Raw genomic sequence first — 25,628 nt, forward strand, 5'->3', positions numbered from 1 at the left:
GAGTTTGGCACGTGGTAGGGGGTAAGCTTGGGTGCCTAAGCGAATCCGCCTGGCGCACTATCTTGTGCAAGGCGGATTCCCATGTCGAACATTCAGAACGCGTAATACGGACCGGGGCCGGCCGACGTCAAGCGCGACGCGATTGCCGTGTAGACCCGTCGTCCGAAAAAGAACGGCAGGCCCCAGCCGAAGCCGCTGCTGGCAATACCGGCCAGGTTGTTGAAGGCGTTATTCGACGACGCGAACAGCGCGGCCGAATTACCGATCGCAAACGACACCGGGTTCGACGCGCCATCGGTACCCACGATCGCGGCATGCGCCGTCTGAGTCGAACTCGGGCAGTACCAGAAGCCGCATTGCGGCAACTGGCTGTTGTTGAAGAAGAGCCCGTTCGAGCCGCTGTCGACATAGCTTTGCGCATAAGTCTGGCCGCCGCTGGTGGTGACCACGAACCCCTGCGAATTCGTCTTGACCACGCTCGCGCTGCCGAGCGTGTTGTTCGCCTGCGTGCCGATGCCGAAGATCATCGAGCCTGACACGCTGGCCGCGCCGGCGTCGGCAATCGCCGGCAGGTCGATCACCACGCCGTTGTTGTCGAGTGCGAAGCGGCTGACCGGATTGGTCACCTGCTGCGCGAGCGCTTGCGTGCTCGCGAGGCAGGCGCCGCTGGCGTCGCACCTGTAATACCAGCGCGGCAGCGCGGTATTGACACAGCCGCTGCCGCAGTCGGCCGCGAACAGGCCGACCCCGAGAATTCCGTTGGCGCGCAGGCTGGAGACGGTCAGCATCGCCCGGCCCGAGCCCGCGCAATCGGTGGGCACGGTGGGCAGCGAGGGGTCGGAGATCAGCTGGATCGGAATCGCGGCGGCCAACTGACCGGCCATGCGCACGTCCGCGTTGCGCACCGCGCCCCAGGTGTAACCCCCGCCGAATACGGCGCACTCGCCCGTGATGCCGCTGCCCGAGCCTATTGCTGCCAGCGAGAGGCTCGCCGGCAGCGCGGACGCGAGAATTCGCAAGCCATGCGAGCCGGTGTCGACCTGAATGTTGTCGATCGTCGCGCAGTTGCCGGTGCCGGGCTGGCAGACTGTAACGCTGGTGGTCAGCATGTTGCGCGTCAGGCCCGGTGCAGTGCTGACCGTGATCGGCTGGACGTTCGGCGTGTTCGACTGGGGCACCGAGGGGGGCACGCTGGAGACGGCGTTTCCGGAAGGCGCGCTGGCGGCCGACGGGCTCGCGGCGCTCGGACTGCTGGCCGACCCTGTTTGGGACGTGTCAGCCGGCGTGCCGCCGCCACCGCCGCAACCGACGAGTGTCACGCAAACCAGAAGCAGGGCATGGAGATGAAAATGGGTCTTCATGATGGTGTCGGCAATCGATCGTCGAGGCGTTTTCTTGATGACGTGCGCGGCGTCAGCGGAAGTCGTCGGCTGTGACGCCGGGCGGCAGTGCGGCGGGCAACCATGCGCGCCCAACATAGCCGCGCATCGGACCGCCGGATTCCACGATCACGTCGGGGCGGGCCACCCGCGAGGCGTGCAGATTGCCGTCCGGCGTCGAAGTGGCGGCGCCTGTCAGATAGGAGCCGGTGTACGTTCCCAGCAGCGTGCGCAGGTCCGGCATGGTCGGGCCCTGCCACGTATAGGCGATGATCTGGCCGGTACTCGTCGCGTACTCATTGATGGTGGTATTGCCCGCGTCGGTCGATGTGCGCACGCGCAGCGCGCCGTTCAGCAAGGTTTGAGGCGCGGCGGCTGTCGAATCTGCCTGGATGGGCGCGGTGCCACCCAATTCGGCTCGCGCGTCGGCGTTTGCGAACAGCACAGCAACTGCCGTCACCGAGGCGGCAACGGTCCGGGAAAAACAGGGATCTGGCATGGCAATCTGTCTCGTAGTCAGGCGCGAAATTTTTATTGAGATGTCCAATTCAAGATAACACTCAGGTTTCCTGATCGTTGTCAGGAACGCTTTGCCTGACTTCAGGTGGTCTCAAAAATGGACGCACGACGAGGACGGAAAGTGTCTTTTAAAACAATGACCTAACGTTGATGTAGGGCATACCTGACGGTCGATTAGGAAGTGTTGTAGATTGTTAAATCTGGGCCGAAGGGGATGATCGCTGCCGCGAAATGGGGGTTTTTCTTCAAAGAGGACTCGCGACAGACAGCGTGCTTCAGCGGTATCCAGGCTCTTCACTGCCGTAAGCGTTTTACCCGCCGCGCGCTGCTCAATTCGCAGGCAAACCCCGGTTTTTGCACACGACTCGCCGGGATCGGTAAAATGTTGGGTTGATCCACGGAAACTTGCCGTGGCGTAGCGGAAGGATTCCCCGAACATGACTGATCTTCGTCTTACCAAGCGGTTTGCAGTAATGCTGATGGCAGGCGGTCTGGTCGCCGGCTGCAGCACCTCGTCGCCGACCAAAATCGACTACAAGAGCGACTCGAAATCGAAGCAAGTGTCTCTTGCCGTACCGCCGAACATGATCGATGAGACGTCCGATCAACGTTCGTTGCCCCCGCAAGGCGGCGAAACCTCGTTGTCCACGCTCAAGCAGGTCCAGGCGCAAGCACCGGCCGGCAATACCCTCGCGGTGGTGCCGCCGGTCAGCGGCATGCACATCCAGCGCGACGGCACGGAAAGCTGGCTCGTGATCGACAACAAGGCGCCCGATCAGGCTTGGGCGCAGATTCGCCGCTTCTGGCAGGAGCAGGGCTTCCTGCTGGTGGTCGACCAGCGCGACAAGGGCGTGATGGAAACCGACTGGAACGAAACGCACGCGCAGATCAACGACGGCCTGATCCGCAATACGTTGTCCAAGGCAATGGGCAACAGCTACGTGAGCTCGGAGCGCAACAAGTACCGTACGCGTCTCGAAAAGGCGCCAAACGGCGGCACTTACGTGTTTGTCAGCCAGAAGGGCATGCGCGAGGCGATCACCGGCCCGAACAACGATTCGACCAAGTGGGAAGCGAAGCCGAACGATCCGGGCCTCGAACAGGAATACCTGAAGCGGCTGATGGCGGCGCTCGCGCTGGCCGATTCGCGCACGAAGTCAGGCGAAACGCAAAGCGCCGAGATGTCGCCGGCGGGCGCGCAAACGGCACCGAACGCGGCTACGGCGGGCGCGAAGTCGGCGGCTGCGGCCACGGCGGCGCAAAATGTCGCGCTATCGGCACAACCGGCCATGCCGGATGCGAACTCGTCGAACGGCACGCCGGCACAGTTCTCGTCCACCGAGCTGACGCTCGGCGAGCCGTATGACCGTGCCTGGCTGCGCGTGGGCCTCGCGCTCGACCGCAGCAACTTCACCGTCGACGATCGCGATGCGAGCCGCGGGCTGTACTTCGTGCGCTACGTCGATCCGAAGGATATGACTTCGGCGGAGCAGGGCTTCTGGAGCCAGGTGTTCCACGGCAGGAAGGAAAAGGTCGCCAAGCAGTATCGTGTGAACGTGCGCGCGGTGACGCCTGACCAGACCCGTGTGGCCGTGGTCGACGACAAGGGCGGTATCGATCAGAGCCCGCAGGCCAAGCAGATCATGAGTCTGATGGTCGACCAGTTGCACTGAGCGAAGTCGTAGCACGCAGCAAAACGCTGTTTGAAAACCCGCCCGGAATACAGTCCGGGCGGGTTTTTTCATGCCCAGATTTTCTCTCACGCCACGATCCATAGACCGCAGCCCTTGCGTGCGCGTGTTTTGCTTCCGTATGAAACACCGGCATGAACCGGATCTCAACGGGAGGTGGCCATGTTCGACGTGATCCCTTACCGGGTGTGGGCGGCGAGTTGGCCCGATGCGGAGGGGAAAGAGAGGGCGACGCCGGACGCGCCGCCCAGCGGGTCAGGTGTCGGCGCGGCGCGGCCCGGCCCACGGTAGACGTTTGATCACGCCGGTGGCAAGCGCAGTGCCGACGAGAATCACGCCGCAGCCTTCCAGCATGCCCGGCGACACGTTTTCGCCGAGAAACAGCGCGCCCCACAGAATGCCGAAAATCGGAATCACGAAGGTCACCGTAATCGCGCGCGCCGGCCCTGCCACCGCGATCAGGTGGAAGAACAGCATGTACGCAACGCCGGTACACGCGACGCCCAGCGCAATCACCGCGCCCCAGGCGTGCAGCGAGATCGGCGCAGCCGGCCAATAGATCACCGCGAGCGGCAGCAGCACGACGGTGGCGCCGATCATCGTGCCAGCCGCGATCGTCAATGCGTCGACGCCGGTGAGGTGACGCTTCGTGTAATTGGCTGCGATGCCGTACAGCAGTGTGGCGCCGAGTGCCGCGGCGGCCGCGAGTGCCGTGGTAAGCGGTGTGGCGGCCGAGCCGTTCGGTGAGGCGATCTGATCCCACACCAGCATCAAGACGCCGAGAAAGCCAATCACGAGACCGAGCGTGCGCAGCGCGCTCAGGCGATCGCGCAGCCATAGAAAGCCGACGACCGCGCCCCATAGCGGCGTGGTCGCATTGATCACGGACGTCACACCCGCCGACAGCGTCAGCTCGGCATACGCGAACAGGCAGAACGGCGCCGCCGAATTCAGGATGCCGACCACCAGCAGCGGCAACGCGCGCGTGCTCAGAATCGCGGCGGACTGGCGCAGCGGCCGCCGCGCGATCAGTACCACCGAGAGGAAGACGGCGCCGATGCCGACACGCAGCGCCATGAGCGGTGCGACGCCGAAGTCGCTCACACCGACGCGGATAAACAGAAACGAGGCGCCCCATAGGGCGGCCAGGAATAACAACTGCAGCAGGTTTTTAGCATTCATCGTGGTGGCGCCGCGCGCGGTTGAGTCGAGACGCCTGTGCATCGTAGCAGCGCGATCGCGCGAAACGTTTCAGGCAGGAATGAAACGGCAAGATTCGAGGGAGGAGGGCGTTTGATAGTCGTGATCGTAAGCGTAACCGAGGCGTCCGCAAAACGAACAATTTTCACGCTGTTGTGAGAAAAATTACGATGAATTTGACGCGATTGAGAGGCGCAGGCGGACCCGGGGAGGGGTGTGTTCCGGGGACGTGAGTTATTTTACGGCAGTGCACCAGCAGCGCGGCCCGCTTGGGGCGGGTGGACCTTATCTTTAAAAGGAGGGGGGCGCACCCTGGGGGTGCGCCCGCCGATTAATCCACTTAGAGGTCAGCTAGCGGAGCGGGCCCGTCGCGCCGGCATTGACGACGCCAAGGCGTTGGCCCGCTGCATCCAACCAGCGTGCGAGCACGCACACCTCAGTGCGGAATCATCCCCTGCAGGAAATTCTGTTGCAGCCATACCAGCACGCCGAGTACCACCGTCAACAGAATCGAATGCTTGAAGGTCTTGGCGAACACGACGCCTTCCTTGCCTTTGAGTTCGGTCGTCGCCACGCCGGTCGAGATGTTTTGCGGCGAGATCATCTTGCCCATCACGCCGCCCGACGAATTGGTCGCCGCCATCAGGATCGGGTTGAGGTTCAGCTGATGGGCCGCCACCACCTGCAGGTTGCCGAACAGCGCATTGCCCGATGTATCGCTGCCGGACAGGAACACCGCGACCCAGCCAAGAAATGCCGACACCAGCGGAAAGAACGCTCCAACCGACGCGGCACCCAGCCCGAGCGTATAAGTGAGCCCCGAGTAATTCATCAGATAGGCGAGGCCGACAATCGTCGCCACCGTCAGAATGGCAATGCGCGTCTGGACCCACGTGTCGACGATGGCCGCGCCGAATTCGCGCGCGCCGAGCCTCACCACGAAAGACGTGATGATGGCGGCCACCAGAATCGCCGTGCCGGTCGCCAACGGCTGGAAGTCCCAGGTCGCGCCGTACGGGGTGTTATACAGCGTGATGAACACCGCCTTGTCGAGTCCCGGCCACGGCACCTTGACGTCGCCGATCAGGAAAATTTTGGCGACGGTCCAGATGATCACCACCACCGAGACGATGATCCACGGATACCATCCCTGGGTGCCGCCGATTTTGCCGCGCACCTCGCCGACACGGTCGATATTGATCGCGAATTTGGGATCGGCCGCCGGCTTCCACACGCGCAGAAACGCGATGGTCAGAATCAGCGACATCATCGACGACAACACATCGGTCAAGCTGTAGTTCACGTAGTTCGATGCGACGAACTGCGTCAGCGCGAAGCTCGCGCCCGACACCAGCAGCACCGGCCACACGCGCAGCATGTTGCGAAAGCCTGCATACACGCCGATCACATAGAACGGCAGCAGGAACGCGAAGAACGGCAACTGGCGGCCGACCATCTTCGCAAGCGAGTCGGCCGGCAGGTGCGTGACCGCGCCGAGCACGGTGATCGGCACGCCGAGCGCGCCGAACGCGACCGGCGCGGTGTTGAAGATGAGCGTGAAGGTCAGCGCCTCGAGTGTGGGGAAGCCCAGCAGGATCAGCAGCGAACTGGTGATCGCAACCGGCGTGCCGAAACCGGAAATCCCTTCGAGCAGCGCGCCGAACGAGAAGCCGACCACGACCAGCACGACGCGCCGGTCGTTCGGCAGATTGTCGATCATCCACATGCGGAAAGCCGCGAAGCGGCCTGAGCGTTGCGCGATGTTGTACAGCAGGATCGCCGCGAACACGATCCACATCACCGGCCAGCAGGCGAACACCACGCCGTTGGCCACCGAATCGACCGCAAGCCCCACTGGAAATTGCCAAAAGAAGACCGCCACGATGAAGCCGACGATCAGTCCCGCGAGCGACGCCTGCCAGGCCGGCCTGCGCGCCCAGCCAAGCAGTAGCAGAACGACGATGATCGGCAGCGCGGCGACAAGAAACGATGGCAATAGCGAATTGCCGACGGGTGTGAGTAGTTGGTGAAACATCGCGTCTCCTTCGTTGTTGTTCGAACTCGACGCAAGACCACGCACTGCGGGCGCGTCGCTATGGCATGACGGATGGGCGTCCGCGACGCTTGCATGACGCGCCGGTTCGCATATTTAAACGAGTACTGTGTGGCTTCCCCAAGCATAGAGCCCGGGCGTAGGGCGTCAAGAAGGGAAACTACGGGCGAAGGAGGGAAGAAAGGCGCGCGCAGCGTCGTGCGGGCCGGGCGGGGCACGTCATGATGCGTGCGCTGGAAAGCCCGGACTCGCCATGCGCCCGCATCGTACGAGGGGCACGGCGGGTAAGTCGGGGCAGCACGACTCAGTGATAGTGGCCGTGACCACCCCATCCGCCGTGGCCGCGCCCCCAATAGCCGCCGAAACCGAAGCCGATCGAGACAGACGGCCCATACCAGCCCGGATACCCGTAGTAGGCGGGGTAAACAGGAGGCGGATAGTAGGCGGGATAAGCCGGCGCAACATACACGGGTGGCGGTTGAGCGACCACGTAGGCAGGCGGCAGGGTTTGCGAATTGGCTTGCGCTTGCTGCGCCGCTTGAGCCTGCTGTTGTTGCTGACTTGCCGGGTCGCCGGCAGTCCCTACGGGTACTTCGCGCTGGGCGCCGGCTGCCGGGACCGTGGCGTAGTACGGGTAGTAGCCCGGATAGTAGCCGTAAGGGTAATAGCAGCCGGACAAGGTCAGCATGCAGGCCGCGCCGGTGAGCGCAATCCCTGCTTGTGCAATACGGGGCAAGCCGCGCGGCAGCCGCGGGCGGATCGCGCAAAACGAGTTGATGACGGGGGACTTCATGACGCGCTCCTGGTTACATCGGACGCCGCCATCCGGGGCGTCATGGCTTGAGCTTACGCCGCCGGAGCGCCAGGAGGATTGCAAAACCGTAACGGCTTATTTCACCTCATTGCGGAGCGTCTCCCGCCGCGACCGGGACACTCCGCGCCGTCCATACATTTGATCGTTTCGCCCCGGCCGGTATTCAGATGGGTGAGCTTGTCAGCAAACTATCGGGTTTCGTAATCACATGTTCCCTGGCGCCTGGCATGCGGTGTGTCAGGCCGCCCAGAAACGCAAAAGCCCGCCAGTGGCGGGCTTCCATACTGCAATGCAGTGATGCAGAGAGCGCTGATGGCGCACGCGTCCTAGTGCGCCCGCGATCCGAACCTTCCGACCTCACTGCCGCTGATAAATCTCAGCGCCTTTCTTCATGAACTCGATCGACTTCACTTCCATGCCTTTCTTCAGTGCATCGTCGTCGGAAAGGCCTTGTTGCGCTGCGAACTCGCGCACGTCCTGCGTGATCTTCATCGAGCAGAAGTGCGGGCCGCACATCGAGCAGAAGTGCGCAACCTTGGCGGAATCCTTCGGCAAGGTTTCGTCATGGAATTCGCGTGCCTTGTCCGGGTCGAGACCGAGATTGAACTGGTCTTCCCAACGGAATTCGAAACGCGCCTTCGACAACGCATTGTCACGCACCTGCGCGCCCGGATGGCCCTTCGCCAGATCGGCGGCGTGCGCGGCGAGCTTGTAGGTGATGATGCCGGTCTTGACGTCGTCCTTGTTCGGCAAACCGAGGTGCTCCTTCGGCGTGACGTAGCAGAGCATCGCAGTGCCGAACCAGCCGATCATCGCAGCGCCGATGCCTGACGTGATGTGGTCGTAGCCCGGAGCGATATCGGTGGTCAACGGTCCCAGCGTGTAGAAAGGTGCTTCGTCGCACCATTCCAGTTGCAGGTCCATGTTTTCCTTGATGAGCTGCATCGGCACGTGGCCCGGGCCTTCGATCATCGTCTGCACGTCGTGCTTCCAGGCGATCTGCGTGAGTTCGCCGAGCGTCTTCAGTTCGCCGAGTTGCGCTTCGTCGTTGGCATCGTAGATCGAGCCGGGACGCAGGCCGTCGCCGAGCGAGAAGGCCACGTCATACGCCTTCATGATTTCGCAAATGTCTTCGAAGTGCTCGTACAGGAAGCTTTCCTTGTGGTGAGCCAGACACCACTTCGCCATGATCGAACCGCCGCGCGACACGATGCCGGTCATGCGCTTGGCCGTCAGCGGCACGTATTGCAGACGCACGCCCGCGTGGATCGTGAAGTAGTCGACGCCTTGTTCGGCTTGTTCGATGAGCGTGTCGCGGAAGATTTCCCACGTCAGGTCTTCGGCCTTGCCGTTGACTTTTTCCAGCGCCTGATAGATCGGTACCGTGCCGATCGGTACCGGGCTATTGCGGATGATCCACTCACGCGTTTCGTGGATGTGCTTGCCGGTGGACAGATCCATCACCGTGTCGCCGCCCCAGCGGATCGCCCACGTCATCTTGTCGACTTCTTCGCCAATTGACGACGTCACCGCCGAGTTGCCGATGTTCGCATTCACCTTCACGAGGAAGTTGCGGCCGATAATCATCGGCTCGCTTTCCGGGTGGTTGATGTTGTTCGGGATGATCGCGCGGCCGCGGGCGACTTCTTCGCGCACGAATTCGGCGGTGATTTCCTTCAGGCCGTCGGGACCGAATGCGCTCGCACCGAACGCCTGGCCCGGATGCTGGCGGCCCATCATCGCGGCGAGCTTTTCGCCGTTCGGACCGCTCGTTTTCAGGCTTTCCAGGTACGCGGCGCGCTGCTGGTTCTCGCGAATCGCGATGTATTCCATTTCCGGCGTGACGATGCCCTGGCGCGCGTAGTGCATCTGCGAGACGTTCTTGCCGGCGATCGCGCGGCGCGGCGTGCGGTGCAGGCCTTTGAAGCGCAGATCGGCGGTCGCGGTATCGGCGGCGCGTTCGCGGCTGAAGTCGCTCGACAGACCCGTCAGCGCTTCGGTGTCGCCGCGCTCTTCGATCCAGGCTTGACGCAGCGCGGGCAGACCGGCGCGGATGTCGATTTTGGCTTCCGGATCGGAGTAGGGGCCCGACGTATCGTAGACGAAGACCGGCGGATTCTTCTCGCCGCCAAAGCTATCCGGCGTATCGGCCTGGGAGATTTCGCGCATCGGCACGCGGATATCGGGGCGCGAGCCGGTCACGTAGACCTTGCGGGAATTCGGCAGCGGCGCGACAGCGGCGGCATCGACGTGGGCGTCGGCGGAAAGGAACTTCGGGTTGGCGTTCATGCATATCTCCTCATGCAAAGCAATGTGGGGCGGCTAAGCAGGAGACGAGACGGAAGTAGTCGGAAGTCGCGAGAGATGAAACAGTAGACCCGGTGCGAAATCCGTACGCTTCCCTGCGCTGGCATTATCCAGATCAGGTTCAAAGGGTATTTCTCACCCACGCAACACGGACCTCCTACCTCCGTGCCACGCAGGACCCCCGCGTTAGCAGCGCACACGATACACCGCCGGGGCGCTGCTTGGCAACCCGTCTTGAAAAAGTCAGATATCGGAGATAACGCCGGTCAGCCGCGCACTATTCTTATTGTGATAGGGCTGCCTGGCATGCTACGGCGCAGTAGCGTTGGGAGGCGGGCGTGCTTTGCTTACAGCGTGAAATCGTCGGCGGCTTCAGGTTGAAACAGGATTTTTTCGAGCTTCAGCACTTTCTCCGTGCCGCTCGGCGGCGTGAAGCGGATGCGTTCGCCGCGTTTGGCGCCGAGCAAGGCAAGGCCAACGGGCGAAAACACGTTCAGGCGGCCGTGCTCGAAGTCCGCGTCGGGCGGATAGACGACCGTCCAGGTCATCTGTTCGCCGCTGGTTTCGTCGACCAGCGTGGCTTGCGAATTCATCGTGACGACATTCGCGGGGATATCGCGCGATTCGACGATCACGGCGCGTTCGAGAACGTCGTCGAGCATGTCTTGCAATTTGGCGTCGGCGCCGGGCGCGGCCGCGTGCTTTTCAAGACGGGCGACGTCGAGTTCGGTGAGGTAACAGGTTTTCGTCTTTTTCATGACGGGTACTCCAATTCGATCTGCATGTAAGGGAACAGCGTGCGGATGAGATCGGCCCGGAACCCGACGACGCGGCCCCGGCGATGGAGGGAGCTGCGTTAGATCGGGCGCCGGGCGGCGAGAAGCGGGAGCGTTCGGAACGGCTGGCCGGCGTGAGGCGCTGATACGTCCGCGCGCGCGCCACCGGCTGCGCGGCGGGGGCGCAAGCGGTTGAAGGCACGGGAGATCGGAAAGCGCATCGGTGTAACCGGCAGAAAGCGAAAGGTATTAGGGTGAGCGCCGGGAAAAAGCTTGGATCGGCGTAATCGAAAGGTGAATGTTAGCACGGGCCGGGGTGTCTTTTTAATTGCCTCGGAGAAGCGAACATCCAAAACTAAAATAAAAATCAGAACCGGCTGTCATAAGCGGTCTCGTGGTTCGACAAACGTGCAGATCCTGATGGAGCACGCCATGCAAATCGCACGAACCCGCCGAGCCGATCGGCCTTTCACCCGAGTAATCGCGCTCACCGTAGCGCTGAGTACGCTGTCGGCCAGCGGCATGGCAACCGCAGCCACGGCCATGTGCACGTCCCATAGCCCATCCCACCGCGTAGCGCTAGTGGAGCTCTACAGCAGTGAAGGCTGCAACAGCTGCCCGCCAGCCGACAACTGGCTGAGCCAGTGGAAAAACAGCGGCACAACCCAAAGCATCGTGCCATTGGCCCTGCACGTGGACTACTGGAACAGCCTCGGCTGGACCGACCGCTTCTCGCAGCATCGCTTTACCGAACGTCAGCAAACCCTCGCTGACCTCGCCGGCGGCCACACCATCTACACGCCCGAGATCTTCGTATCAGGCCGCGAACTGCGCAGCTGGTCACAACGCGACAGTTTTCAGAGCCGCATCGGCCAGGTTGTCGCCGAACCGGCGCAGGCAAACGTGGCGCTGGCACTGAAAACCCAGACGAAGGGCGCATTCAACGTCGATGCGCAATTCACCACCAAGGCGGCCACCACAGCCGGCCAGCTGAACGCCTATGTAGCGGTCTACGAAAACGCGTTGAACTCGCAGGTCAAAGCCGGCGAAAACAGCGGTGCAACGCTGCATCACGAACGCGTCGTGCGGCAATGGATCGGTCCCGTGCCGCTGGTGGCGGGCAACGCACAAATCCACCGCGATGTTCGCATCGACGATGCCGATGCAAACGCCCCCGCTGACAACTTCGGCGTAGTCGCCTTCGTCGAAAACGCCGCCACCGGCGACGTGCTGCAAGTGGCCGAACTGGCCGCCTGTCGTTGACCGCGCGGCGCCCTCATTCAAGGGAGATTTTCATGGCAACGCCTCATGCACTTCGCGAAACCGCTCCGCCCGCCACGCCGAGGAGCGGCACGATTCACCCGGTGTGGGTGCGCGTCACGCATTGGCTCAACGCACTCGCGGCCATCGTGATGATGTTGTCCGGCTGGCGCATCTATGACGCGTCGCCGATCTTCAAAAGCTTTACGTTTCCCCCGGCAATCACGCTCGGCGGCTGGCTCGGCGGCGCGTTGCAATGGCACTTTGCGGCGATGTGGCTACTGGTCTTCAACGGTCTGTTATATCTCGCGCTGAATCTGCTGAGCGGACGCTTCGTGCGCAAGTTCCTGCCGGTCTCGCCGCGCGCCGTGCTGCACGACTTCATCGCGGCCCTGACCGGCAAGCTCTCGCACGCCGATCTGCGCGTCTACAACGCGGTGCAGAAATTCGCCTATCTGTTCGTCGTCTGCGATCTGATCGTGCTCGTGCTCTCGGGCCTCGCGATCTGGAAATCGGTGCAGTTTCCGCTGCTGCGCGGCCTGATGGGCGGCTACGACAACGCGCGCGTCGTCCATTTCTGCGCCATGTCGCTGATGGCCGCGTTCATCGGCGTGCATCTGGCGATGGTGGCGCTCGTGCCGCGCTCGCTGCTGGCGATGCTGCGCGGACGCTGAGCCGCTGCGCCACGGATACGCGAAGCTTAAGGACATCGAATCATGACTAAGCCCACTACAAACCCCGATCGAAAGCCCGGCCTGAATCTGGCTCATAAGCTCGACCGCGAGTCGATCCTGATCGACGCACGGCGCGAACTCGCGATGCCGTCGCGGCGCCTGTTCGGCAAGCGGCTTCTCACGCTCGGCGGCCTCTCGATGCTGACCGGCTGCTCGCTCACCGACAACGATTCGGTCAACGCATTCCTGACGGCCGTGTCGCGTCTGAACGACCGCGCGCAAGCCGCATTGTTCGATCCGAAGCAGCTCGCGCCGACCTATACCGAAGCGGAAATCACGCGGCCGTTCCCGTTCAACGCGTTCTACGGCATTGAAGACGTGCCCGATGTCGACGCGTCCGACTACAAGCTGAAGATCAGCGGCCTCGTCACCGGTCAGCGTGTCTGGACCTTGCCTGAGTTGTACGCGCTGCCGCATGCCGAGCAGATCACGCGGCACATCTGCGTGGAAGGGTGGAGCGCGATCGGCCGCTGGGGCGGCACGCCGTTCAGCGATTTCCTGCGGCGCATCGGCGCGGACACGAGCGCGAAGTACGTTGGCTTCAAATGCGCCGACGACTACTACGAAAGCATCGACATGCCGACCGCGCTGCATCCGCAAACGCTGCTCACGTTCTCGTACGACGGCGAGCGCCTGCCCGCGAAATACGGCTTCCCGATGAAGCTGCGCATGCCGACCAAGCTCGGCTACAAGAATCCGAAGCACATTGTCGAGATGTTCGTCACCAACACGTTTCCCGGCGGCTATTGGGTCGACCAGGGCTACAACTGGTTCGGAGGCTCCTGACGCGCGCGGGTCGGCGCATGCAAAGCCGGATGCTCGACCCCGAGCGGCAGAAGCTTCGGAAACACCCCGGCAAGAGGTACGAGCCGGTTCAGATTCATCCATAACGAAACGGAGTCATCCCATGAAAAAGTTCGCAATCGCAGCAATGGCCGTCGCCCTCCTGACCAGCGGCGGCGCCGCGTTCGCTCAGGCAAGCGGCGCCATGTCCAACGATTCGATGTCCAAGGACATGCCGAAGGATTCGATGTCCAAAGACAACATGTCGAAGGACAACATGAAGAAGGGCACGATGAAGCACGACAAGATGAAAAAGGGCAGCGACGGGATGGGCATGAAGCACGAAGCGTCGGGCGCGATGGCCAACTGAGCCTTGCTGTCGATGCCGGCCGCATAGCTTTAGCGCCGGTTTTACCTGTGCGGCAAAAGCCGGGGAAACGTCCCCGGCTTTTTGTTGCAGGCACGCAAATAAGTGACGATTCTTTCAGACGACGCGGTGGGCGCTTACTGCATAATGCGATTCGCGCCAAACGTTTGGCGCGTGTCAGCCGCGGATCGATTTCTTTCGACTGCCGCGGCGGTGTGGCCCCATTGGCCATCTATCGTCCTTCCGTTCCACCGACATGTCCGCCAGCCTCGCCCGTCAGACCGCATCGCCGATGCGATGTCCGCCATCCCGCCACAGGGTCTTCAGCGGGGGCGCAGCACCTCGAGCGGCACCGGCGGATTGAACGCATGTCGCTGCAATTCCCAAGCCGTTTTCCGCGTGGTTTCCCGATCCGTTTGCCGCAGTCCCGCAACGGACAGATCACGCTCGCGCTCGCCGTCGTCTATCTCGTGTGGGGCTCGACGTATCTCGCCGTGCACGTCGCGCTCGGTTCGTTTCCGCCGCTGCTGCTCTCGGGGCTGCGCAATCTGTTTGCCGGCGTAGGGCTTTTCGTCTTCGCGGCGCGCCGCAATCCGGTCTGGCCGAGTGCGGCGGAAATCCGCAATGCCGGCCTTGTCGGCACGATGCTGGTCGGCTTGTCGAGCGGCATGCTGGCCTATGGCATGCGCACCGTCGGCACCGGCACTGCGGCGGTTATGGTGGCGACCGTGCCGCTATTCGCGACGGTGATCGCGGCGGTGGCGGGGCGCAAGATCGGCAGAGGCGAGTGGTTCGCGGTGGGCCTCGGCCTCGTCGGCATCGCGATCCTGAGTCACGGCGACAGCACGCCGGGGTCGGCGGGCGGCAGTCTTGCGATTCTCTGCGGCGCGCTCTTCTGGGCAGGCGGCGCGCACCTGGCCGGGCGGCTGAAGCTGCCGTCGGACCTGTTTCTGTCGACGTCGTTGCAGATCGGCCTGGGCGGCGCGATGTCGACAATGGTGGCGTGGGTCTCGGGCGAGCGGATGATGGAGGTGCATTTTCTGCCGATAGTGGCCTTCGTCTACCTGATGCTGATCGGCACGATGACCGCCTATGTTGCGTATGGCTTTCTGATCCGGCACACGAGTCCGATCATCGCCAGCAGTTGCATGTACGTGAATCCGGTGGTCGCGGTGGCGCTGGGCGCACTGCTGCTCGGGGAGCCGGTCACGCACTCGACCGTGATTGCGACTATCGTGATTCTGGCGAGCGTGGGTCTGTCCTTCTGGTTCGATTACCGGAAGAAGAGTCGCGCTTGAGACGGGCGGCGGCCGGCTGTCTGCTGCCCGTCGCCCGGTCGCCGCTGCTTCAAAGCGCCGCGGCCACTTCCGCGCCTTCGCGAATCGCGCGTTTCGCATCCAGTTCCGTGGCGACCTTTGCGCCGCCGATCACGTGATAGCGTGGAACCTTGGCTCCGTTGGGCCGTTTGGCGCCGTTCGGCGAGATTCCGCCGGTGACGATCAGGCCCACCCCGCCTTTCGCGCGCTCGCGAAAATATGCGGCGAGTTTCGGGTAATGCCAGAAACGATCTTCCATGCCGGTGTGCATCGAACCCATCACCACGCGGTTGCGCAAGCGAGTGAAGCCGAGGTCGAGTTCGGCGAGCAAGTGTTGGTAAGACATGCAGGGGTCATGTAAGTATTGGGTGCGCACGAACAATACACCGCGCTTCAGGCCAACCGTCCGGGGAAAGTTTCTAATCCCCGCAACGCGCTGTTCCATAAGACATTCTTCCGTTTCCCTCAGCCATATCGCCCCCCCGGCACACGCATTGCTGAATGCGAGCGTCCATTGACACGGACCGCGCCGCTCATAAAAACCAGGCGCGATGTGCAGCAGGGATAGGAGGGGCGATTCATTTCGGAGAGCCTGGCTGGAACCGTTCAAACGATCAACGAACACGGTTTCCGGCGGCACGATGTCCGAAGCGGAACGCCCGCAAATCAACGGGTCGCGGGCCCAACATCGATATAGGTGAATACAATGAAACTGATCCGAACCATGGCGGCTGTGGTAGCGGCTGCATCTGTTCTTAGCGCTTGCGGTGGCGGCGGCTCCAGCGACGTAGGCAAGGAACTCGGGCTGACCAATCCGCAGATCCATTTCATCCACGCAATCCCTGGCGGCCCGGCAGTCGACTTCCTCGTGAACGGCACCGCACCCTCGGGACAGACGAATATCGCCTATAAGGGCGTGACGAACTTCACCAACATCAACACGGGTTCGACGACGGTCGCCTACTCGGCTACCGGCACGACGACGGCTCTCGCCAGCGGCAACTTCCCCAATGTCGCGAAGGGTCACGAATACACGGTGCTGGCTTTGCCGGCGCTGACTGCGCCGGATATCGGCCTGATCGACGATCCGTTCGACAAGGGTCTCCTGTCCAATAGCGCGCGCCTGCGTGGCTTCAACGCATCGGCTAACGCGACCGACCTCGACCTGTATCTGGTCCCGGCAGCCGGCACCAACAACATCACCAATGTCAGTCCGACGATGGCGGGCGTGTCGTTCAAGAATGCCGTCCCGGCAAGCGGCCAGGATTCGATCTACGTATCCGGCGGCCAATATGTGCTGATCGCGACAGTGGCGGGCAGCAAGACGCCGATCTTCCAGTCGCCGTCTTTCTCGCTGTCGAACAACGCTGACTGGCTGGTGACGTCGGTGCCGACGGCCGGTGCACTCAGCCCAGTCAAGCCGGGGCAGATTCATCTGCTGGTCGCGCAGAACGGCAACACCACCACGCCGAGCGTTGAGTTGTCGAATACGCTGACGGGTCAATAAGCTCGCGGACGCAAGCCTGCGTGCATAGCAGGCTGCGGATACACAATAAACATCTGTCCTGGGGAGGACATGCGGCGATCCACGCAAGGGGATCGCCGTTTTGTTTGCGGGCGTGGCAACGGGAGGGGGCAATCCGCTCGATAGACGCAATTCCGCGTGCGGAGACGCAGCACGATGCACTGCGTACAGGCCGGCCATAAAAAAAGCCCGCAGCGGTTGCCCGCGACGGACTAGGGAGACACCGCCCGGCAACCCGCCGGGCCGTCAACCGGTACCTTACTTGGCCTCTTCGGCCGAATTCGTGATGGCGTGGCCACCCTTCGAAATATCCTGTCCGGCCCCCGCCATTGTGTTGCAGCCCGCGAGCGCAGCCGTCCCTGCAATGAGAAGCAAAGCGATCAGTCGATTCATGAAAGTTCTCCTGGTCAAGAATGCATCGGTTGACGTGCCCATGTTTCACGGCACGTGCTAGCTGGGCTAGCGGTCGTCCGACCGGGGCTTACGCCAGTCGATCCGGTCTGATTGCATGTTAAAAAAAGGGCGGAGGCAGCGCTGTCAGTTGCGCTGCGATTTTGTTGTAGGCGTGCTCCGGTGTTTGCGTCGGCGCAGTCCTACACCTGCGGCTGCAATGCGTCGCAAAGCCTTGCTAGACGGACGTTCGCGACGGCGTCGCCGGCGGTAGATCGACCGACGGTGTTGCGGTACTGACACTCGGCATCACCACATGAATGTCGGTGCCGTTCGGCACGCCGCGCCGGATATCGAAGCGGCCGCCGTGCGCGGCGACGCGCTGACGCATGCCGAGCAGCCCGTGGGTGTGCGTGCGCTTCAGATCGGCGGGCATGATGCCGACGCCGTTGTCGGCGATATGCAGGGTCACCTGGCCGTCGCCGACCTGCAAGGCGATCGATACCTTCGAGGCGCGTGCGTACTTGGCGGCGTTGGTGAGTGACTCCTGCGCGACGCGAAAGAGTGCGATCTCGGTTTGCTCGTCGAGCTGGATGTCGTCGGCGGGCAGGTGCGATTCGAGTGTCCAGTTGTTGCGCTGCGCGGCTTCGTCGGCGAGCGTGCGCAGCGCGGTGACGAGTCCGAAGTTCGCCAGCACGGTGGGCCGCATGTCTTCGATGATGCGGCGCTTCAGCGCAATGCCCTGGTCGAGATTAGCGAGCGCGCGCTTGAGCTTCTCCGAGATGTCCGGCTCGCTGTCCTTCAGTTTTCGGTTGGCCCAGGCCACATCCATCTTGCTCGCGGTCAGAATCGCGCCGAGCTCGTCGTGCAGTTCGCGCGCGAGCTGGGTCTTTTCGTTTTCGCTGACTGCCTGCAAATGCCAGCCGAGCGCTTCGAGCTGGCGCGTGCGTTCATTGACGAGCTGATCGAGTTCTTCCTGTTGCGTGATCAGTTGACGCTGCACGCGCGCCTGGCGATCGATCTGGATGCCGAGATTGCGAAACAGCAGGATGAACAGCACGATGTTCAGCGCTGACAGCCCCGCCGCGCACAGCGTGGAGATACGCTGGTCGGCGCGGCTTGCGTCGAGGGCGTGCTGCGCGCGGCGCTCCTCGTTGTCGCGCAGCAGCGTGAGCGTGCTGTCGACCAGCGCGGCATCGGCGGGATTGGCCTCGATCGCGCTACCGCAGGCGCCGAGAGCGAGCGGATGCGACGCCGCGCGTTGCAATGCAGCAGCGCCTGCACCGATGCGCGCTTCGATCAGTCCGCGAATCTGGGTGAAGCTTGCGAGCTCGGCACTGTCTGCGTTGCCGCTGCGGTAGAACCGGTTCAACTGCTGCTCGCTCTGGCGGATCCGCCCGGCGGTGGCGCAAAAGCCTTCAGCAGAGGCATCCTGCTTCGTCAGAAGAAAGTCGCTCTGGTGCGCGCTCAGGCGGGATAACTGATTCGCGAGCGTGCTCAGTTGCACGGTCACGTCGCGCGCCTCGAGCGCGGTTTCGTATTCGGCGGTAATGCGCTCGCGCGCCGTCTCGAGAATCACGAGGCCGCCGACGGTGATGACAATCGCCACGGTCATCGCAATCGCCCAACTGCGATTGCGCATCCAGTCACTGAGTCGCGCTGCGGCCCTTGGGTTTTGCGTGTTCGGCACGTTCGGCACATTCGGCTCCTAAGCTGGGCATGAGTGTAACGTCGTAACGCTGCCGTAATCCAATGTAAGCGGATTCTCACACGAAAACCGGAGTGCATCGGAATGCGCCCACCTCCGCTGATCGATAGGATGAACCTGATTGTTCAATGATTCATTCTGGAGGAAGCCATCATGCTGAAATGGGCATTGTTCTTTGCCGTCGTGGCGGTGATTGCCGGCCTTCTTGGCTTTACCGGCGTAGCCGCGGGCGCGGCGGCGATTGCGAAGTTCCTGTTTGTCGTGTTCGTGATTCTGTGCGTGGTGTTCCTCGTACTCGGCTTCGTGGTGACGAAGAAAATCGTCGACTAGCGCCGCTCAACGAGGAGGGTGTGCGCCGCTTTCGCCCGCCGTGAGAGAGCGGTTCGCTTTGCGCGGATACCAACAAGAAGGAGAGTCGCCATGCTTCACTATGCCATCGTCTTTTTCGTGATTGCGATCATTGCGGCTGTGTTCGGCTTTACCGGGATTGCAGCCGGGGCGGCTGAAATCGCGAAGATTCTGTTCTACATTTTCCTTGTCGTGTTCGTGGTCACGCTGCTGCTCGGCGTATTCCGAACGTAGACGGGCAGTTCGTCCTTGTAGCGGCACATCAGGCGCGATTCGTGCGTGATGCGCAATTCCCCCATACAGGATAAAGGAGAAATTCAATGTCGAAGTCATCTGGCGCCCACGGCGCGGCATCTCAATCCAGCGATCCGTTCGTGATGGACATCAAGAAGATCCGCGATGACGCGCGCAAGCACATGTCGGATGGTGCCGTCACGCAAACCTACGGCGCGGACCGCGCGACGGTGCTGAAGTTGCTCAACGACTCGCTGGCCACGGAGATTGTCTGCGTGTTGCGCTATAAGCGCCATCATTTCATGGCCAAAGGCATCAACTCCGAGGCCGTGGCCGCGGAATTCGCCGAGCATGCGGCGGAAGAGCAGGAGCACGCCGACCTTATTGCCGAGCGCATCGTACAGCTTGGCGGCGAGCCGGATTTTGCACCTGACGGCTTGAAGACGCGTTCGCATTCGGAATACAAGGAAGGTGAGAATCTGACGGACATGATTCGCGAGAATCTGGTCGCCGAGCGCATTGCGATCGATACGTATCGCGAGATCGTGCGTTATCTCGGCGAGAAGGACGTGACGACGCGCCGTATGTTCGAAGAAATTCTCGCTGTCGAAGAAGAGCATGCCGACGATATGGCAGATCTGCTCGAAGGCCGCGAGTAACGATACACAAGCGGATGCACGAGCGCATCCCGGGGCCATTGCGAGCGGCATGCCGCTTTGGCCGCGGCGTCTGTGCGAGCGATGCGGCGGGCGTGGGCGGTCTGAATGGTTTCCCGCGCGGCCATGGGCCGCTGTGCTGCTACAGCTGCGTGTCTGCGGCTGTGTCGCCACGTCTTCGGCGAAAGCGTGCCCGGAGATCATTACAATGTCTGCTTTGGAGCAATCCTATTGCCCGGACAACCAAACGATGATTCGAGTGTTGATAGCTGACGACCATGCGATCGTCCGAGGTGGTTTCAGACAGTTCGTCGCTGACGAGCCGGACATGTGCGTCGCGGCGGAAGCCGCGACCGGCGACGAAACCATTAGCCTCGTGCGGGAGCAGGCGTTCGATGTCGTGCTGCTCGACATCGCGATGCCCGACAAGAACGGCATCGACACGTTACGTGTGATCAAGCAGGTGCGCCCCGAGCAGGGCGTCCTGATTCTGTCGGGCTATCCGGAGAGTCAATACGCGATCAACCTGCTGCGCGCGGGCGCGAACGGCTATCTGAACAAAGACTGCGAGCCCGATGAGATTGTGCGGGCAATCCGCGCGGTGGCTCGGGGGCATCGTTATCTGTCGGAAGCGGTGGCCGACACGCTTGCCGACAACCTCGACAAGCCCGCCGTGGGACGGCCGCACGAAGCGCTATCGGAGCGCGAGTTCCAGATTTTCTGCAAGCTCGCGGCGGGGCAGATTCCGACCGACATTGCGGAGGAATTGCATTTGTCCGTGAAAACGGTGAGTACTTACCGGGCTCGCGTGTTGGAGAAGATGCGGTTGGCGAACAATGCCGATCTGACTTATTACGCGATCAAGAACGGCTTGATCGAATAATGAACGATCGAGATACACCGATGAACAGCGAATCGAACACCGTTGCCGAGCCAGCCGGTCCCGCGCCGTTGCGCGTGCTGTTGATCGAGGATTCGCCGCTGATCCGAAGAAGCCTGGTCGAGGCGATCGACGCCTCCGGTTTGCTGCAGGTGGCCGCGTACGCGGATTCCGCCGATGAGGCTATTGCGCTGTTGAGCGATGAGGCTTTTGATGCGGTGATTGTGGACTTGCAGTTGAAGCAGGGGTCAGGGGTGCCGGTGCTGGCTTACTTGCAGCGCGAGGGGCTGATCGATGCGGTTTTTGCTGCGGTGCTGACTAATCATGCGTTGCCGGCTTATCGGGCGCGGTGTGAGCAGTATGGGGTTCGGCACTTTTACGATAAATCGTTTGAGTTTGATCGGGTGATTGATGCGTTGCATGAGTATGCGTTTGCGAGGGGGGGGCGGTAAGTGGTTTTTGCGCGCGTGACGATGACAAGGCCAGTCGTCCTAACCGGGTGTTCGCACTGGGCCTACTCAAGATCATCCTCGGCGCGTGCCTTCCGCGCCTTGTCCGTGTGCTGGCTGTGATCCCCCAGACTCGATGCCGCATACACCCCTCGCGCTCTTTCTTATCCAGGGCCACCCAGACAAGCCAGGCCCCACTTCCATCTCGCGTTCAAACTCGCTTGATTCGATGAGCCCCAAGGCACTCCTCACCGTAGCTTAAGCGGCCGTCGTACCGAGCAAGGTGCGTTTCCCGCTCACGCCGTATGGGTTTCGATCGGCGTGTTATGCGGCGCGGAAATTGCTCGAAGTTATCGCATCACGGCCAACGGCGCGCTGGATGGGCCGGCGGCGGCCGAAAGACGTTTATCTCCGGCTACTCGAACGACGTATTGCCGAATATCCGGAATGTCTCGCAGGAGTCCCCGATCTCATGAGTTTCGTTAAAGAGTTCCGTACCCGATCATTCGAAGGCGTGCGCCGCGCGCTCCTCGAGGGCGAGGAAATCGCACTCGTCGACGTGCGCGAGGAAGATCCGCACGCGCGCAGCCATCCGCTGTTCGCTGCAAATCTGTCGCTGTCGCGGCTCGAACTGGAGGCGCCCGTGCGCTTGCCGCGCCGCGATGTGCCGATCGTCGTGTTCGACGCTGGCGAAGGGCTCGCCGAACGCGCGGCGCGGCGTCTGAGCGAGTTGCACTATGGCAACGTCGCGCTGCTCGACGGCGGTTTGCAAGGCTGGCGGGACGCCGGCGGAGAGCTGTTCCAGGACGTCAACGTGCCGAGCAAGGCGTTCGGCGAACTGGTCGAAAGCGAGCGGCATACGCCGTCGCTGACGGCGCCGCAGGTGCTGGCGTTGCTCGATCGCGAAGCCGATGTGGTGGTGCTCGACGCGCGCCGCTTCGACGAATACCAGACCCTGAATATTCCGGGCAGCATCAGCGTACCGGGCGCTGAGCTGGTGCTGCGCGCGCGGCAGCTCGCCCCAAATCCGTCCACACGGATCATTGTCAATTGCGCGGGGCGCACGCGCAGCATTATCGGCGCGCAGTCGCTGATCAATGCAGGCGTGCCGAATCCTGTCGCGGCGCTGCGCAATGGCACCATCGGCTGGACCCTCGCCGGTCAGGCGCTCGCGCACGGCAGCTCGCGCCGCTTCGATCCGATCGTCGACGATAAGTGCCGGCTCGCCGCCGCTGATTCAGCGCGCCAGGTGGCGGACCGTGCGCAAGTGGGCCGCACCTCGCGCGACGAAGCGCGACGCTGGGTCGGCGAAGCGGTACGCACCGTGTATCGCTTCGACGTGCGCACGCCCGAAGAATACGAAGCGGGCCACGTGCCCGGTTTTCGCAGTGCGCCGGGCGGGCAGTTGGTGCAGGAGACCGACATGTTCGCGCCGGTGCGCGGCGCGCGCGTGATCCTCGCCGACAACGACGGGGCGCGCGCGAACATGACCGCGTCGTGGCTCGCGCAGATGAACGTCGAGGTGTATGTGGTCGATGGCCTGACGGCTTCTGACTTCAGCGAAAAAGGCGTTGCGCCCGCGGCGCGCCATGCACCCACACCGCCTGCCGTCGATGAGATCACGCCGGCTGAACTGGTCACGCTGCTGCAATCGCCCGGCACGGTCGTGCTGGATTTCACGAGCAGCGCGAATTATGTGAAACGCCATATTCCGGGCGCGTGGTTTGCGATTCGCGGGCAACTCGACGAAGCGTTGCGCAAGCTGCCCGATGCAAAACGTTATGTGGTGACTTGCGGCAGCAGTCTGCTTGCGCGCTTCGCCGCGCCTGAGTTGGCGGTGTTGGCGGCCAAGCCGGTGCAGGTGCTGAGTGGCGGTACGAGTGCGTGGATCGAAGCGGACTTACCGGTCGAAAGCGGCGAGACGCGCCTCGCATCGCCGCGCATCGATCGTTATCGGCGTCCGTATGAGGGAACCGATAACGCACGCGAAGCAATGAACGCGTATCTGCAATGGGAGTACGGTCTCGTCGCACAACTTGGGCGCGATGGGACACACGGTTTTCGTGTGATTTGAGGGGCTTGCTCGAGCGAGCTTCGCTCGCTGCTTCCCTTTGCCTTGACGCGGCCTGCCGGAGTCCCTCCATGAATGCCCCGTTGACGGTGCCATCAACCGTGAATCATCTGCCAATTCGGTGTAAACGCGCTCTCGTCTAAATCCGCCAATCCGTTTAGATTAGCTGCACTTGAAGGCTTATCGAGGGACCAGGGCGACCAAACAAGCAGCGGTCTGTCATTCCGGCGAGGGCGCAAGGTCAGAGGCCAAGGTCTCTCACCGCTTCGCCCGGGACCAGGCCGCTGCGCGTCGTCCGCGGTGCTGCGTTTCAGGCAGCTGTTCGGCTGCCTTCACTTTCCCGGTTGACCGTATCGACCGACCTGGCGACGCTTTGCACAGCGTCGCCTTTTTGCTTGTGGCGCCGGTTTTCCGATACCTCGCCGCGCCATCGCATTCCGCCACAAGTCACCATCGTACGATGGCCCACAGTCGCCTTGCCGCCCTCGCTCGCGGTTTTTTCCGTGCGCGGTTATCCTGTAAGCACGCCCGAAAGGAAGTCCCCCTTGGGGACACCCTACACAACGGGATGTGGGCGAATTGCTGGTCCGCATCCGTACAGGAAACTTGCTGTGAGCCTCAAACTGCTTACCGTCGCCATGCTGGCCGCGTGCGTTGCACTGACCGGTTGCGACGACCAACAGAGCGACCGTGCCGTGCAAAAACTCAAGGAATTATTCAACGCCGTCAAGCCGGATGCGTTATTGCTCAAGGGTATGACGCCCGGCGTCACGACCGAGGCGCAGATCCGCGATCAGATGGGCAAGCCGGAAACCGAGCGCACATTCACCGATGGCTCGAAGCGCTTCGAATATCCGCGCGGCCCGCAAGGGCTGAACACTTACATGGTCGATATCGACCGTGAAGGCAAATTGCAATCCATCACGCAAGTGCTGACGGGCGACAACTTCGGGAAGATTCGCATCGGCATGAGCGAAGACGAAGTGCGCCGCCTGCTCGGCAAGCCTGGCCAGATCGCGGTGTTTCCACTGAAGCCGGAAACCGTATGGAGCTGGAAGTGGCGTGAGGGCGGTGTGACCGAAGAAGGCATTTTCAACGTGCACTTCGATCAGTATCAGAAGGTGTACACGACATCGCGCTCCGACGTGATACGCGGGCGGTAGCCGAAAGAAGGCAGGGAACGGATGATACGTCGACGTCGATACAGCAGGATCGGGCTGGTGTTGGGTGGCGGTGCCGCGCGCGGTTGGGCGCACATCGGCGCGATTCGCGCGTTGCACGATGCGGGCATCAAGCCGGACGTGGTGTGCGGCACGTCGATCGGCGCGCTGGTCGGCGCCGTGTATGCGAATGGCGACCTCGACTGGCTCGAAGAATGGGTGTCACGACTCACCTGGCAAACAGTGGTGCGGCTGCTCGATCTGCGGTTTTCGGGCGGCTTGCTGGGTGGGCGCAAGGTGATCCAGCTGTTCGCGGACAAATTCGACGGCCGCTCGATTGCGCAGTTGAACATGCCGTTCGCGGCGGTGGCCACGGAACTCGATTCGGGCCGCGAGAGCTGGTTGCAGGACGGCAGCGTGCTCGACGCGGTGCGCGCCTCGATTGCGATTCCCGGAATTTTCACGCCGGTGTGGCACAACGGCGTGTGGCTGGTGGACGGCGGTTTGAGCAACCCGGTGCCGGTCTCGGTGGCGCGCGGCATGCGGGCGGACTGCGTGATCGCCGTAGATTTGAACAACGATATTCTGAATGGCCGCGATTTCGGCGGTGCGGTGGTGGATACGCCGGCGCTCGATCCGGCTGAGCCGCCGCCGGTCGCGCTGCGCCGCAACGGCAAACCGTGGCCGCGCTGGCTTGCACCCGCCGACGCTCTTGCTACCAGCGATGTGCGCGTGCCGCCGCCGCCGAGCGCGCGCGTGCCGTCCATGCTCAGTTCGATCGCGCAAAGCATCGACATCATGCAGGTGCGAATTTCGCGCAGCCGCTTGGCCGGCGAGCCGGCGGATATCCTGATTCAGCCGCGGCTGGGCGGCATGGGGATTTTCGACTTTCACCGGGCGGGGCCGGCGATAGAAGAAGGGCGCGCGGCGGTGGAATATATGTTGCCGGCGATTCGGGCCAGGTTGGGGATTGACTAAGGGCGGTCGAACCACCCGGTCGTAGCGGGT

General features: G+C 62.5%; 25 protein-coding genes, 1 pseudogene and 1 riboswitch. Of the genes and pseudogenes, 16 read left to right on the forward strand and 10 right to left on the reverse strand.

Annotated elements, in window-relative coordinates; all coding sequences use genetic code 11:
* Positions 1 to 92 precede the first annotated feature (92 nt).
* Positions 93 to 1,109 (reverse strand): DUF3443 domain-containing protein, encoded by a 1,017-nt coding sequence (locus ACAX43_RS24425; protein ID WP_370710977.1) that lies wholly within the window; start codon positions 1,107 to 1,109, stop codon positions 93 to 95.
* Here ACAX43_RS24425 and ACAX43_RS24430 point away from each other — a divergent pair.
* Entirely contained in the window at positions 1,108 to 1,347 is a 240-nt protein-coding gene (locus tag ACAX43_RS24430) for a hypothetical protein (RefSeq protein WP_370710978.1), read from the forward strand. The genes ACAX43_RS24425 and ACAX43_RS24430 overlap by 2 nt on opposite strands.
* Before the next feature lie 66 nt (positions 1,348 to 1,413).
* Here ACAX43_RS24430 and ACAX43_RS24435 read toward each other — a convergent pair whose 3' ends face one another.
* Entirely contained in the window at positions 1,414 to 1,878 is a 465-nt protein-coding gene (locus ACAX43_RS24435; protein ID WP_370710979.1) for a DUF2844 domain-containing protein, read from the reverse strand.
* Positions 1,879 to 2,335: 457 nt separating this feature from the next.
* Here ACAX43_RS24435 and bamC point away from each other — a divergent pair, with 457 nt between their 5' ends.
* Positions 2,336 to 3,571, forward strand: coding sequence for an outer membrane protein assembly factor BamC (gene bamC / locus ACAX43_RS24440; protein ID WP_370710980.1), 1,236 nt, complete (start codon positions 2,336 to 2,338; stop codon positions 3,569 to 3,571).
* A 273-nt stretch (positions 3,572 to 3,844) separates the two neighbouring features.
* Here the strand turns inward: bamC and ACAX43_RS24445 are convergent, their stop codons facing one another.
* From ACAX43_RS24445 to ACAX43_RS24465, 5 genes are all read right to left on the reverse strand, one after another.
* A complete protein-coding gene (locus ACAX43_RS24445; protein WP_370710981.1) occupies positions 3,845 to 4,771 on the reverse strand; it encodes a DMT family transporter in 927 nt (308 codons plus the stop codon).
* A gap of 454 nt (positions 4,772 to 5,225) precedes the next feature.
* Positions 5,226 to 6,824, reverse strand: a complete 1,599-nt coding sequence (locus ACAX43_RS24450) for an L-lactate permease (protein WP_370710982.1) — start codon at positions 6,822 to 6,824, stop codon at positions 5,226 to 5,228.
* 322 nt (positions 6,825 to 7,146) lie between these two features.
* Positions 7,147 to 7,635 carry a hypothetical protein gene (locus ACAX43_RS24455; protein WP_370710983.1) on the reverse strand — a complete coding sequence of 163 codons (489 nt, stop codon included), beginning with the start codon at positions 7,633 to 7,635 and terminating at the stop codon, positions 7,147 to 7,149.
* Positions 7,636 to 8,013: 378 nt separating this feature from the next.
* The gene (gene thiC, locus ACAX43_RS24460) at positions 8,014 to 9,945 is read right to left on the reverse strand and encodes a phosphomethylpyrimidine synthase ThiC (RefSeq protein WP_370710984.1); all 1,932 of its coding nucleotides are present in this window, start codon (positions 9,943 to 9,945) and stop codon (positions 8,014 to 8,016) included.
* A 92-nt stretch (positions 9,946 to 10,037) separates the two neighbouring features.
* Positions 10,038 to 10,156, reverse strand: a riboswitch (TPP riboswitch).
* Positions 10,157 to 10,310: 154 nt separating this feature from the next.
* Complete coding sequence (locus ACAX43_RS24465; protein WP_370710985.1) at positions 10,311 to 10,721, reverse strand: GreA/GreB family elongation factor; 411 nt, start codon at positions 10,719 to 10,721, stop codon at positions 10,311 to 10,313.
* A 450-nt stretch (positions 10,722 to 11,171) separates the two neighbouring features.
* On the opposite strand from ACAX43_RS24465, the gene ACAX43_RS24470 reads away from it, so the two are divergent.
* From ACAX43_RS24470 to ACAX43_RS24490, 5 genes are all read left to right on the forward strand, one after another.
* The gene (locus ACAX43_RS24470) at positions 11,172 to 12,002 is read left to right on the forward strand and encodes a DUF1223 domain-containing protein (protein WP_370711130.1); all 831 of its coding nucleotides are present in this window, start codon (positions 11,172 to 11,174) and stop codon (positions 12,000 to 12,002) included.
* A 32-nt stretch (positions 12,003 to 12,034) separates the two neighbouring features.
* Complete coding sequence (locus ACAX43_RS24475) at positions 12,035 to 12,673, forward strand: cytochrome b/b6 domain-containing protein (RefSeq protein WP_370710986.1); 639 nt, start codon at positions 12,035 to 12,037, stop codon at positions 12,671 to 12,673.
* Between the two features lie 42 nt (positions 12,674 to 12,715).
* Positions 12,716 to 13,519 (forward strand): molybdopterin-dependent oxidoreductase, encoded by an 804-nt coding sequence (locus ACAX43_RS24480; RefSeq protein WP_370710987.1) that lies wholly within the window; start codon positions 12,716 to 12,718, stop codon positions 13,517 to 13,519.
* Positions 13,520 to 13,640: 121 nt separating this feature from the next.
* Positions 13,641 to 13,886: a pentapeptide MXKDX repeat protein gene (locus tag ACAX43_RS24485; RefSeq protein WP_370710989.1), complete on the forward strand. Its 246-nt coding sequence runs from the start codon at positions 13,641 to 13,643 to the stop codon at positions 13,884 to 13,886.
* A 365-nt stretch (positions 13,887 to 14,251) separates the two neighbouring features.
* Positions 14,252 to 15,181 (forward strand): EamA family transporter, encoded by a 930-nt coding sequence (locus ACAX43_RS24490; RefSeq protein WP_370710990.1) that lies wholly within the window; start codon positions 14,252 to 14,254, stop codon positions 15,179 to 15,181.
* Between the two features lie 100 nt (positions 15,182 to 15,281).
* On the opposite strand, the pseudogene ACAX43_RS24495 reads toward ACAX43_RS24490, so the two are convergent.
* Positions 15,282 to 15,545, reverse strand: a pseudogene (locus ACAX43_RS24495) (NADPH-dependent 2,4-dienoyl-CoA reductase); the annotation flags it as partial.
* Positions 15,546 to 15,905: 360 nt separating this feature from the next.
* Between ACAX43_RS24495 and ACAX43_RS24500 the strand changes: the two are divergent.
* The gene (locus ACAX43_RS24500) at positions 15,906 to 16,706 is read left to right on the forward strand and encodes a DUF4397 domain-containing protein (RefSeq protein ID WP_370710991.1); all 801 of its coding nucleotides are present in this window, start codon (positions 15,906 to 15,908) and stop codon (positions 16,704 to 16,706) included.
* Between the two features lie 276 nt (positions 16,707 to 16,982).
* On the opposite strand, the gene ACAX43_RS24505 is transcribed toward ACAX43_RS24500, so the two are convergent.
* Positions 16,983 to 17,117 carry an entericidin A/B family lipoprotein gene (locus ACAX43_RS24505; RefSeq protein WP_370710992.1) on the reverse strand — a complete coding sequence of 45 codons (135 nt, stop codon included), beginning with the start codon at positions 17,115 to 17,117 and terminating at the stop codon, positions 16,983 to 16,985.
* Between the two features lie 235 nt (positions 17,118 to 17,352).
* Complete coding sequence (locus ACAX43_RS24510) at positions 17,353 to 18,756, reverse strand: sensor histidine kinase (RefSeq protein WP_370711131.1); 1,404 nt, start codon at positions 18,754 to 18,756, stop codon at positions 17,353 to 17,355.
* A gap of 219 nt (positions 18,757 to 18,975) precedes the next feature.
* Between ACAX43_RS24510 and ACAX43_RS24515 the strand changes: the two genes are divergently transcribed.
* The 8 genes from ACAX43_RS24515 to ACAX43_RS24550 all read left to right on the forward strand — a co-directional run bounded on the left by ACAX43_RS24515 (position 18,976) and on the right by ACAX43_RS24550 (position 25,598).
* Positions 18,976 to 19,152: a DUF1328 domain-containing protein gene (locus ACAX43_RS24515; protein ID WP_095418798.1), complete on the forward strand. Its 177-nt coding sequence runs from the start codon at positions 18,976 to 18,978 to the stop codon at positions 19,150 to 19,152.
* Between the two features lie 90 nt (positions 19,153 to 19,242).
* Complete coding sequence (locus tag ACAX43_RS24520; protein WP_006052455.1) at positions 19,243 to 19,404, forward strand: DUF1328 domain-containing protein; 162 nt, start codon at positions 19,243 to 19,245, stop codon at positions 19,402 to 19,404.
* Positions 19,405 to 19,490: 86 nt separating this feature from the next.
* Positions 19,491 to 20,063 (forward strand): bacterioferritin, encoded by a 573-nt coding sequence (locus ACAX43_RS24525; RefSeq protein ID WP_370710993.1) that lies wholly within the window; start codon positions 19,491 to 19,493, stop codon positions 20,061 to 20,063.
* A 247-nt stretch (positions 20,064 to 20,310) separates the two neighbouring features.
* Entirely contained in the window at positions 20,311 to 20,943 is a 633-nt protein-coding gene (locus ACAX43_RS24530) for a response regulator (protein ID WP_370710994.1), read from the forward strand.
* A 20-nt stretch (positions 20,944 to 20,963) separates the two neighbouring features.
* On the forward strand, positions 20,964 to 21,392 hold the full coding sequence (locus ACAX43_RS24535) for a response regulator (RefSeq protein ID WP_370710995.1): 429 nt from the start codon (positions 20,964 to 20,966) through the stop codon (positions 21,390 to 21,392).
* 469 nt (positions 21,393 to 21,861) lie between these two features.
* Entirely contained in the window at positions 21,862 to 23,463 is a 1,602-nt protein-coding gene (locus tag ACAX43_RS24540) for a rhodanese-related sulfurtransferase (RefSeq protein ID WP_370710996.1), read from the forward strand.
* Between the two features lie 608 nt (positions 23,464 to 24,071).
* Positions 24,072 to 24,623, forward strand: coding sequence for a hypothetical protein (locus ACAX43_RS24545; RefSeq protein ID WP_370710997.1), 552 nt, complete (start codon positions 24,072 to 24,074; stop codon positions 24,621 to 24,623).
* A gap of 21 nt (positions 24,624 to 24,644) precedes the next feature.
* On the forward strand, positions 24,645 to 25,598 hold the full coding sequence (locus ACAX43_RS24550) for a patatin-like phospholipase family protein (RefSeq protein WP_370710998.1): 954 nt from the start codon (positions 24,645 to 24,647) through the stop codon (positions 25,596 to 25,598).
* Positions 25,599 to 25,628: the final 30 nt, after the last annotated feature.

The organism is Paraburkholderia sp. IW21 (genome assembly GCF_041321145.1).
In the GTDB taxonomy this organism is placed as follows: Bacteria; Pseudomonadota; Gammaproteobacteria; order Burkholderiales; family Burkholderiaceae; genus Paraburkholderia.